Consider the following 10,452-nt stretch of genomic DNA (forward strand, 5'->3'; position numbering starts at 1 on the left):
GTCACGACGAATGCTCTCAGACGAAGAGAAGAAGAAGCTCAAAAATCGACTCCGACGTGTCACCGGACAGGTCGATGCAGTGAGCCGTATGATTGAAGAAGACGAATACTGCGTCGATATTTTGATGCAGTTGTCGGCCGCCAGGGGAGCACTTGATAAGGTCGGCCAGATCGTCTTGGAACAGCATCTGAAGACGTGCGTGGCCGAGGCGATCGAGGGCGGTGACGCGACCGACCGAGACGAGAAGATCGAAGAGCTGATCAAAGTTTTCCGCAAGTATTCCACTTGAAGTGGATCCAGCTCGCCTGAGATTGACCCAGTTTAAAGAAAAATCGTACAGGCCCAATATTCTGCGGCGGTGTGCAACGCTCAATGACCATTTGTCAGAGAGTTTCTCCGCGAATTGCCAGCGTTCTCCCAAAATCGTGCACCATGAACTGTCGCCGTAGTAAAACGACTGCTGGAATTGTCGCTGTTTTTGCGGCAATGGCAGTCTTGCTGCTCGCTTCACCGGTGACTCGAGCAATATGGCATTCCGCAGTCCCTTGCCCTGTCTCGATTCACAGCGAGTGCCGGCAATCGCATCACGCCCACCAGGCCTGCTGTGGTTGTGGTTGTGAAACGTCGCAAGAATGCCCCGCGATGGGCTGCTGGGAAACAAAACGCTGGCTGCCGCCGCGTACCTCCTCTGGCGACGTGACGCCGGCCGGAATGTCCTCCGGCAATTTCTCCACGATCGCGTGGCAGATCGAATCTGTCTTCGTAAGCCAACCGCTCGGGGTTGTCCGGACCCACTCTCTGATGGAACAGCGCGTTCGTCTTCAAGTTTAGGAATTGGCAGAGCTTCGATTTGTGAAGCCAGATCAAACCTTGATAGAAGATGTTCCCTGTTCGTATCCCAACCGGTGTTAGTCGATCTCGGCTGCGCCTGCGGGAGCTGGAGTTTTTAGTATGTCGCTGAATGCATTCTCTGCCGTATTGGCTTGCCGCACCGCTCTCTTTTGCGGGCTCAGGCGTCGCGACTGATTCAGTCGCACGCTCGTGTCCTTTGAATCGTCCACCTGCCGAGTGAGAGAACTTTCTCGCTGCGTCGGTGGCGTCTGTTCCCACCGCAATAAAGAGAACCGGAAGTTGTCATTTACACCGAAATACATCAATAGCCGTTGGCATCGTTTGCCGATCAGTCGCCAGCTCTTGATCCTGGTCAACGCGATCTTGGTGGGGTTGGTCACGTTCTTTCTCGTCGTCGACTACCGCATCCGCATGTCGCGGCGGATCAACGATAAGCAAATTGCACTGACTGAAGAAGCCAAGACCATGTACGAATCGCTGTTGATGACGGAGGCGGGTGGAGGCAACGCGATCCAGAGCTTGGTCGACAACGTTTGTGCACGCATGAATACCGATGATTCACCGGGGCATCACATCGCCGCCGACTGGCGAGGGCTTCCGTACCAGGCCGTTTCCCACGGCCATGCATCGGAGCAAATCTTGGAGTCCATGAGGGTCCAAGCGGAGGGAGTGGGCGACGAGATGGCTGGGATGCCGACAATCGTGGTCGGTTCGTTTAGCGGAGGGGCCGGAACGGTTTATATCTCCGAGCTTCGCTCAGCCGTCGTCGACGCAACCCGCCATTCGTCACTGCGGCAAACGCTGGCGGTGATGACACTAGCGGCAATCGCCGCCGTGATCGTGAGTGTCATGCTGCGCCAGCTAATCGCCAAGCCGATTGAAAAACTCGTTGCGGCCCTGCGGCTGGTGGCATCGGGAGACCTTGGTGTGATCGCCCATACGCGGAGCTGCAAAGAATTGAGCTATCTGGCTGATCAGATCAACTGCATGACGGGAGCACTCGATCATGCTCAACGAGATCATCGTGTTCAAATGGACAAAGCTCGGCAGATTCAGCAGAACTTGCGACCTGATTTAACGGATTGCAACAATCTCGATGTCGCGGAGTTGTTTCTGCCAGCCGATGACGTTGGCGGAGACTACTACGATGTGATTTCAATGCCAGGTGATCGCTATTTGCTTTGCGTTGCCGATGTATGCGGACACGGCGTGCCTGCAGCAATGGCGGCAACATTGTTGAAGGCATTTGTCTCTGAAGCTGCGAAGCGGTCATCCAGTCCTGGCGTGATTCTGACCGATGTCAATCAACGGTACTGTGAGTACGTGGTGCCGGGGCACTTCGCGACCATGACCCTGCTGCTCATTGATCCCAAGAACCGAAAGATGACCTACGCCAACGCCGGTCACGAGCTGCCGTTTGTTCAGATAGGCGACGAACCACCGATGCGTCTCAACATTGGTGATCTGATCCTCGGTGTCGAGGAGGAAACGCGATACGAGGAGGAGACGATTCTACTCGCCGATGCCGCACGCATTGTGATCGTCAGTGACGGGGTGACCGAAGCGTTCGATCCCCGGGAAGAACAATATGGAACTGCACGAATCGAGCAACTGATGAGCGAGGTCTCCGTTTCGACGGCGCGCGAGTTGGTCGAACGATTTGAGGGTTCACTCAAGGCGTTTCGAAAAGGCCAGAAGGCGTTCGATGATACGACACTCCTCGTTGCCCAGCTAAACTGAAACGCCGTCTGCTGCAACCGACGCGGGACGCTTAGGATGAGTCCGGTTCGTTGACAAGAAAAACAGGCAGGGGCGGCGTGGTGACTTCATCACTTGCGTGAATCCGACGCGACACCGCCCCCGCGTGAATCGAAAGGAGCGCCTTTCTTGTAGTGGACGAGGCGACGAGTCCTTTCAGCCAGTCGATCCCGAGACGTGAAAGGACTCATTGCCTCGTCCGCTACTGTGCTTATTGTGAAAGGACTCGTGGCCTCGTCCACTACGGCGTTTCTTGTTGCTTAGCGGATCGTGGGAGCTTCGACTCCTTGTGACTTCAATACCGCCAGATACCGCTGTGGTTCGGCGGCAATCTTTTTGGCACAGCCGGGGCAGCAGATATAGATCGCTTTGCCAGCCGCGTTGACTTTGTAGGGGCCGCCCATCGTGCCGAGTGGCTCATCCATAACGGGGCACTTCTTTTGAGCTGCAATGAATGGGCTGTCAGCGGCAACCACTTGGAAGACCCCTTCACGCACCTGCTCGGTTCCAGCGGGCACCGCAGCGGTGTCATCGTCGCGGTAGACCATCGCGAGATACTTCGCCGGTTCGGCTTGCACCTTCTTAACGCAGCCCTTGCAGCACAAAAAGATCGGTTGCTCGCCCACCATCACCTTGACGGGCGTGCCCATGCCGCCGAGCGGTTCATCCATGACGGGGCACGTTTTCTGAGCAGCGATCGCGGCCGCGTCGGCTGCGGTTGCTGCCGCGACGGTGATCTGGGGGCGGCTGACTGCGTACTTGCTCGGGTTGGACTTGACCGTATCGGTGCAGCCAGCGCAGCAGACGTAGATATTCTCGCCATTGATGTTGACGGCGACTGGATCGCCCATGCTGCCAAGCGGTTTGCCGCTAACGGGGCACGTGCTCTGGCGGGCGATCGCGGCGGCGGCACGCTGCTGTTCACTACCGGGGACGGTTACGATTTCCTGGTACTGCACTGTGCGGGCGGTGATGCCGACAAGCTGTACGTCAAGGTTGATCTGCCGACCCGCAACCTGCGACAGGTCCACGTGAGCGTTCAGGGATCCTTTGCTGTCGGGTAGCAAGTCGTATCGGTATCGCTTTGCCACGCCTTGGACGCGCACCGAGACGACACCGCGGCTTTGATCGATCGACACTGGCTCGCCGGCGCGATCGTAGACAAACATCTGCATCCCATCGTGGGATACGATTGTCTCGATCTGCAGATTGCCCGTCTGCGCGAGATGGCCTCCTCGTGGACCTGCCGGCGCGATTTCGCCAGCCGTCGGGACTCCGGACGCCACCTGATCGAGGCCGGCATGGTCTCGGTGCGAGTCTGTGGTCTGCGCAAACGCTGACGATGCGGTTAACGCGAGCGAGCATGCGGTAATGATTGCGATTCGTTTCATAGGAAAACTCCGTTGGGAAGGGTTGGACACCATCCGTTGGGTCCATCGAGTTGGGTGAGAATGTGTAACGAGATGCGGCACTCGCAGCTCGAGTTGATCGTTCGCGGTGTACGGCCATTCGCGAGCGCACTTCGGGTTGAAAGCAGGGTTGCCCAACTGCGGGCGCGCAGCTTCTTCCGAGGGGAAGTCAGCAGGGAATGGTAAAGCTGCGAGCGCGCAGCTCTCCTAGAAAGACGACGCTAGATGCGCCAGATACAAAGGAACCGCTGGGAGAAATGCGGTGCGAGGTCGCCAACCGGCTGACGTGAGGTGGCCGGCTTCGGCGAACAGGACAGAGCACTGTCGGCGGCGAGGTGATCGAGATAGGCAATCACGACCAATTCGCGTGGTTGCGACACAGGAACACGCTGGACCGGTGGCGCAGCTGGCTCGGAATGGACGCCACACCTGCAGGCAGACCGTGCGATCGGTGGCTGCGCCGGTACTGCGTTGATTGCGGTAGACGGCTCGTCGACGATATCGAATTTCCTACCGACCTGCTCCTTCATGCCGTGTGCGTCCCTGCCGCTATCGTCTGCATCCTGTTCGTCTGCGTCCGGCGCGGCGGGCTGTTTCGTGTTCGGATCGCTTGCCTCATGGTCGCCTTCGTTGCAACAACCACACCGATCGCCCGCGGCCGCGACTTCGCAGCATTGGCATGAGCTGCAGACCGATTTGGCGTGGCAGCAAGATTCGTTTTCAGCGTTTTGAGCACAGGTTCCCTGCGCAGCGACCATTGCTGTCGGCTGAACCACGATGGTAGCGATCAGACAGAAATGGATGGCGGTGCGAATGAGAGGGAAGTTGCTCACGATGACCTTGCGAAAGAGGATACCCTTACCCGGTATGGTACCAGTATCGTGAATCGGGCGAAAAAGTTCAATAGGAAAGTCCGGCGATTGGATCCGATCGACATTGCCCCCGGATGACCCCATTTGACAGATGGCCCCATTTGACGGACGGCCCCATCTGACAGCGCGGGACTGCCCGTGGGGTGTTTCATTTGTCAGGACTATTCTTGATCACACGGTCCATCTCGGCGGCAATGCCCTGGTTGGCGTAAATGCGATCGATCATTTCACTGTAGGTTTTTGAGAATTGCGGATGATTTGCGAGTTCGCCGAAAACGGGCTTGAACTTGATAAAAGATAGTTTGTCAGCGGTTGTGCCGCGCGCGGCCGCGTGCAGTTCGTCTTTCAGGTCGTCGACAATTTCCAGCGGTTTCCCATTTTCATCGGCTTGACGGTCGCAGAACAAGCACCAGGTCGCGATGACCAGAGTGGCGAGGTTGATACTGCGGCCAGCGTTCAAATTTGCGTTGATCGTGGGAAGCAAAAACACCGGCAACTTACTCGAACTCTGCAGGCAGATGCGAGCGACGCTGTCGCGGATGTTGGGATTGCCAAAACGTTCGATCAACGTGTCTTTGTAATCGTTGAGCTCAATGCCGGGGACCGGATCGAGTGTCGGCGTGGCCTCGACATCCATGAACCTCCGTACGTAATGAGCGAACCGATCGTCGGCGATGCAATCGTTGATCGTCTGGTGTCCATGGACGGCACCGAGGATGCCGAGAACCGAGTGGCCAGCGTTGAGCAACCGAAGCTTCATCGTTTCATAGGGAACGACATCGGGCACAAATTGAGCACCGACTTGTTCCCACGCAGGCCGTCCGGAGGCGAAGTTATCTTCGATCACCCACTGGCAAAACGGCTCACAGGTGACTGGCCACCGGTCGTGGAATCCGTGCTCCGACTTGAGAAACTCGATATCTGCATCGGTCGTGACCGGGGTAATCCGATCGACCATCGCGTTGGGGAAGCTTGCTCGCTCCTCGATCCATTTGGCGAGTTCAGGGTCCTGGTGGCGGGCGAAGCCGAGCAACATTCGCCGCGTCAGATCCCCATTGTGTTGAATATTGTCACACGATTGGACCGTGAATGCCGGTAGCCCGAGTGCGCGTCGCCGCCGAAGTGCTTCGGTCAGGTAACCGAAAACGAGCCGGGGCTTCGTCGGATGAGTCAGGTCGTGCTGAGCGTCTGGGCTGGACAAGTCAAACTCGCCGGTGTCCGCAGCGACGTTGTAGCCACCCTCGGTGATCGTCAATGAAACGATCCGTGTGTCTGCGTGAGCCATCCGAGCGATCACGGGCTCAGCGTCCTCAACACCACAAACGAAGTCTACGATCGCACCGAGTACGGACGTTTCGATCCGGCGATCCGGATACTTGACCATCAGCGTGTACAGGTGGTCCTGCTGCTCCAGCGCCTCCTGCATTGGCAGGTCTCCCTGACGAATGCCCACTCCGCAGATGCCCCAATCGTTCGCCTGGCCGGTGCTGAGCAATCGGTCTGTATAGGCGGCTTGGTGCGCCCGGTGAAATCCGCCCACGCCGACGTGGACGATACCCGTTTTCACCCGAGTGCGATCATAGTTAGGCCGAGCAACCGAACCGAGGATCTCGGGCAGGTTAGTTTGGTTGAGTTCGAGGATTTCGCTCATGATGTTTCTCCTTGCTCAAAACCCCAGGACTTCTTGCGACGCAGCGCGGCGTACGCAGCGGCAAAGTAAGTGATCGTGCAAACAAAACCCCAGGTATGAAACAGGGCCACGTTGGATTCGTATTGCCGAAGGGTGGCACTGGCGAACATGACTCGCATCGCGAGCACGAGGATGACCGCCAGGCTGATCCACGCGGTGACCTGCAAGCCTCGCGTCAGCGGTGTCCTGTCCTGGACCGGTTCGCCCTGCTGGTTCGCTTGATGGGCATGGTAGTCGGCGATCTGACGATTCAGAATTTGGTCGGCCGCTTCTTCTTCCGGGTACGCGGAGGTTGCTCCGTAGGCTCGCGCCATGACGGTGTACAACAGAATGGTGAACGCCCATGTCGGCAGGAACAAGTAGTAGAAGGGCATCACGTTGAGTGCGTTCAGACCGAATCCGAACACCAAGCCGGCAATCCAGGAAACGATCGCGGGAACGCTGTGTTCAAGCTTGCGGTAGTTTGCCCAATACCTTGTCATCCCGAGACGCGGGAATAAGAAATGTTCGGCGAAAACGATACCACCAACAGGGACCACCAATAGTCCCGCATAGGTCAACAGCGGCAGCATTTGACTAAACACGAACGGAAAGCAGGCAATCAAAACGGTGATGCACCCCACCGTCAGGGTCACTTTGCCGCGAGAGCGATTGTGAAAAATTGCTTGCGCGGCCAAACCGGCTCGATACAGGTTTGCGTTCGCTGTCGTCCAACCGGCGACGATCACGATGATGTACCCCGACCATCCCAGGGCTCGGTACGCGACGTCGCCCGGATCAAGTTCGACGATGGTGGTTTTGAGCAACGCAGCAGTTCCAGCACCCATGATGCCCGCAGCGATCCAGGCGATGTAATGGCCGAACAACATCCCCGCACTAGTGCATATCCCGTACATCGAACTTTTCGCGTAACGGAATAACGCCATGTCGATCAACCCAAAGTGCGTTAGCGTGTTGGCTGCCCAGGCGAATCCGATCACTTCGAACAGACCAACACCCGGTTGACCCTCGCTATTGATTCCCGTCCAGATCGATTGGTCACCGATCGTGATGAAGTCAGCGAAGCTGTTCAGGTGCGTTCGACCGAGCACCGATTCCGCCAGAGCCGGCATGAGAACGAGGGCGCCGCTTGTGAACATCACGACCAACCATGGACCACAAATACTGGAGAACTCCGCCACGGCGCTGAACCCATACATCGCGACCAACACCACGATCGCGCCGACGCACAACACCACCAGCACGAACAAGCTATTGGTCGGATACCACTGCAACTGAGCTGGGATGCCAAATAACAAACGCACGGCGGTACTGGAGACCGTGATCATCGCCGCCGAGATGACGGTAAAGATGAGCACGTTGGCCCAGTTGTAGAGATTCGTCATGGAATCGCCAGCGATCTTGTGCAGATACGTGTACAAGCTCAGCCGCGTCTGGACGGCGATCGGCGCGGTGATCAGCGTCCAGCTGGCGATCGCCAGCAAATTGCCGACCAGCAGACCGATCAGAATGTTGGTTGTGGTCGCGCCGAGTGCAACAAACGTTGCTCCGATGACGAACTCGGTCGCCGCCACATGCTCGCCAGCATACAAGCCAAAGAAATGCTTCCAGCCATGCAGTTGATGGTCGCCAACCGGTATCTGTTCCGCTTTCAGATCGGAGACTTCCGTCGGACGACTCGGTGAGGCGTTGGGCATGCGAAAGGGTAGCTCGGCGGGACAGGAGGACCGGTGGTCTAGAAAAGAGACGATACAGCTAGCCAGCCGCACCGTTCACACGCGTGAACTAGAACCCGATCATACCAAAACTCGCCGAGCGAGGCAGAAGTACGCCGAACGCTAGCGATCCGAATCGCGATCGGCTGTTTTCCGCAGTGCTGCAACTATTTCGGACAGGTCTTTGACGACGTAGTCCGGCTCGCTGAGGAGTGGGTAGAGCGTTTTGCCAGGTCGTTTGATGAAGGCGGTCTGCAAACCGACATTCTTGGCGCCCGCCAAATCCCACGCATGAGCGGCCACCATGAGAACGTCTTCAGGTTCGACGCCGAGATCGTCTAGCACGAATCGATAGGTAGCTGGATGGGGTTTGAATTTTTGGATGCTATCGACGCTGTAGCGCTTCTGGAAAAAATCGGTCAGGCCCGCATTTTGAAATTGTGTTTGGACACCGGCGTCTGAAGAGTTCGTCAGACTGACGATTTGATAACCGTCTTGCTGGAGCGCCTCGAGTCCGGCCACGACATCGCCGTGTGGCGGGAGTGATCGCAAGGGCGTCACGATCGCTGCCTTTGCCTCGTCATATTCGAGTTCGATGCCTTGGGTCTCGGCCACCATCATCAGGGCCGCTGAGCCGATCTCGCCAAAGTGGTGGTGTTCCTCGCTCAGTGTTTCCACCAAGGAGTAGTGCAGCATCGTCGAGAACCAAAGCGGCAACAGATCTTCGCGACCACCGAGTGCTTTCCCGACGGAAGCCTTCAGCGGAGCGAGATCGAGCAGCGTCTCGTTGACGTCGAAAATGATGACTTTCGGACGTCGCAGCGGGGCATCGGAGGCTGTCTTGGCTTGATTTTTCTTGGGCGTTGCATGCGGTGTTTGAGCACTCACTACCATCGCCGGGCATATCCAAGCCATGGCAAGAAGCGGCAGGGTCAAACGCAGGGACTTCATCATCATCTTTTCCATCGTAGAGAAGGTCATCGAGCATGGTGGTTTCAGTCAAAGATGGCGAACGAGTTGACTGTTCCGCCGCAGCGGTCGTGGCTCAGAGCTCGTCCTGCATATCTGCTTCGACGACGTTTTCAGCAAAGCTTTGATAGGCTGCCCCGACTTGCTCGGCCATTGGATCGGGCCAGGCGAGGAAGTCTCCGGCGGCGATCGCGTCGAAGATGGCGTTGGCGACCAGTGCCGGGGATGCGGCGGCGTCGCCGAAGCCTGCTTCTCGACCCATGTCAGTCTGGATCGGGCCGGGATGCACGCTGACGACGTGGGTGTGCTGTTCCTTCAGCGACTCGCGCAAGCCCTGCGTGATCGCGTAACTCGCTGCTTTGGACGCGCAGTAGGTCGCCATGTTGGGAAACGTCTTCACCGACGCGACGCTGTTGATCTGCACGAACACACCGCCACCACGGGCTTTCAAGACCGGTGCGAATGCCTGGGCGACTCGCATCAGCCCGTAAACGTTGGCGTTGATCTCAAAATCCAATGCCTCGATCGCCCCCTCGTCGAGCGCGGCCTGTTGTTTGAGCACCCCAGCGTTGTTGATCACCACATCGACGTCGGTTGCCGTTTCGGCGGCTGCCGTGATCGACGCAGGCTCGTCCAGGTCGAGACGAATCGGCACGACGCGGTCACCGTGTTCCTTCACGAGTGGGGCGGCCGAGTCGGTATCGCGGACCGCTGCATAGACCTTCGCTGCCCCACGCTCAATCGCCTCTTCCAGAATCTTTTTGCCGATCCCACGGTTGGCACCGGTTACCAAAACGGTCTTGTTCTCTACCGAAGATGTCATCTGTTTATCCTTGAGTGGTCAGAAAATTGCGGCATGCTCGACTCAGAGTTCTGACGAGCGAAGACAGGACGCTGCCGGGAGGATCCCGTCTCCTTCACTGTCCTCGCGTCGGCCCGGGAAATCAAGGTGATGGGCTGCTGAAGAGTCGTCTGCCAAGCCAATTTCTCGAGTTCGATCGAGCCGCACCGGAACGCTGCAGAATGCGTTGGGTTGTCTCAGCAAGCCCGACTTGCTAAAAATTTTCCATCACGCGCCCGTAGCTCAGCTGGATAGAGCATCGCACTTCTAATGCGACGGTCGCAGGTTCGAATCCTGCCGGGCGTATCTAGAAGAAACCACGCGAATAACGAGACCAGGCTGCTCG

8 protein-coding genes and 1 tRNA gene are annotated in these 10,452 nt (G+C 57.5%); 3 read left to right on the forward strand and 6 right to left on the reverse strand.

Annotated elements, in window-relative coordinates; all coding sequences use genetic code 11:
• Positions 1-10: 10 nt before the first annotated feature.
• A complete protein-coding gene (locus tag CA85_RS04415; RefSeq protein WP_146390098.1) occupies positions 11-289 on the forward strand; it encodes a metal-sensitive transcriptional regulator in 279 nt (92 codons plus the stop codon).
• Positions 290-1,131: 842 nt separating this feature from the next.
• Positions 1,132-2,592, forward strand: coding sequence for a PP2C family protein-serine/threonine phosphatase (locus CA85_RS04420; protein ID WP_246112499.1), 1,461 nt, complete (start codon positions 1,132-1,134; stop codon positions 2,590-2,592).
• Between the two features lie 278 nt (positions 2,593-2,870).
• On the opposite strand, the gene CA85_RS25590 is transcribed toward CA85_RS04420, so the two are convergent.
• The 6 genes from CA85_RS25590 to CA85_RS04450 all read right to left on the reverse strand — a co-directional run bounded on the left by CA85_RS25590 (position 2,871) and on the right by CA85_RS04450 (position 10,088).
• Entirely contained in the window at positions 2,871-4,001 is a 1,131-nt protein-coding gene (locus CA85_RS25590; RefSeq protein ID WP_246112500.1) for a hypothetical protein, read from the reverse strand.
• Between the two features lie 239 nt (positions 4,002-4,240).
• The gene (locus CA85_RS04430) at positions 4,241-4,852 is read right to left on the reverse strand and encodes a hypothetical protein (RefSeq protein WP_146390099.1); all 612 of its coding nucleotides are present in this window, start codon (positions 4,850-4,852) and stop codon (positions 4,241-4,243) included.
• A gap of 187 nt (positions 4,853-5,039) precedes the next feature.
• Positions 5,040-6,542 carry a mannitol dehydrogenase family protein gene (locus tag CA85_RS04435; RefSeq protein ID WP_186774740.1) on the reverse strand — a complete coding sequence of 501 codons (1,503 nt, stop codon included), beginning with the start codon at positions 6,540-6,542 and terminating at the stop codon, positions 5,040-5,042.
• Complete coding sequence (locus CA85_RS04440; RefSeq protein ID WP_146390101.1) at positions 6,539-8,278, reverse strand: purine-cytosine permease family protein; 1,740 nt, start codon at positions 8,276-8,278, stop codon at positions 6,539-6,541. Before CA85_RS04440 ends, CA85_RS04435 begins: the two co-directional genes overlap by 4 nt.
• 141 nt (positions 8,279-8,419) lie before the next feature.
• The gene (locus CA85_RS04445) at positions 8,420-9,253 is read right to left on the reverse strand and encodes a haloacid dehalogenase type II (RefSeq protein ID WP_146390102.1); all 834 of its coding nucleotides are present in this window, start codon (positions 9,251-9,253) and stop codon (positions 8,420-8,422) included.
• An 88-nt stretch (positions 9,254-9,341) separates the two neighbouring features.
• A complete protein-coding gene (locus CA85_RS04450; protein WP_146390103.1) occupies positions 9,342-10,088 on the reverse strand; it encodes an SDR family oxidoreductase in 747 nt (248 codons plus the stop codon).
• Positions 10,089-10,338: 250 nt separating this feature from the next.
• Here CA85_RS04450 and CA85_RS04455 point away from each other — a divergent pair.
• Positions 10,339-10,412 (forward strand) — tRNA-Arg (locus CA85_RS04455).
• Positions 10,413-10,452: the final 40 nt, after the last annotated feature.

This window comes from Allorhodopirellula solitaria (assembly GCF_007859855.1).
GTDB classification, from domain to species: Bacteria; Planctomycetota; Planctomycetia; order Pirellulales; family Pirellulaceae; genus Rhodopirellula; species Rhodopirellula solitaria.

Coding starts and splice junctions, on each gene's coding strand:
- CA85_RS04445 (WP_146390102.1), bottom strand. CDS start 9,253: ATGATGATGAAGTCCCTGCGTTTGACCCTGCCGCTTCTTGCCATGGCT.
- CA85_RS04435 (WP_186774740.1), bottom strand. CDS start 6,542: ATGAGCGAAATCCTCGAACTCAACCAAACTAACCTGCCCGAGATCCTC.
- CA85_RS04415 (WP_146390098.1), top strand. CDS start 11: ATGCTCTCAGACGAAGAGAAGAAGAAGCTCAAAAATCGACTCCGACGT.
- CA85_RS25590 (WP_246112500.1), bottom strand. CDS start 4,001: ATGAAACGAATCGCAATCATTACCGCATGCTCGCTCGCGTTAACCGCA.
- CA85_RS04450 (WP_146390103.1), bottom strand. CDS start 10,088: ATGACATCTTCGGTAGAGAACAAGACCGTTTTGGTAACCGGTGCCAAC.
- CA85_RS04440 (WP_146390101.1), bottom strand. CDS start 8,278: ATGCCCAACGCCTCACCGAGTCGTCCGACGGAAGTCTCCGATCTGAAA.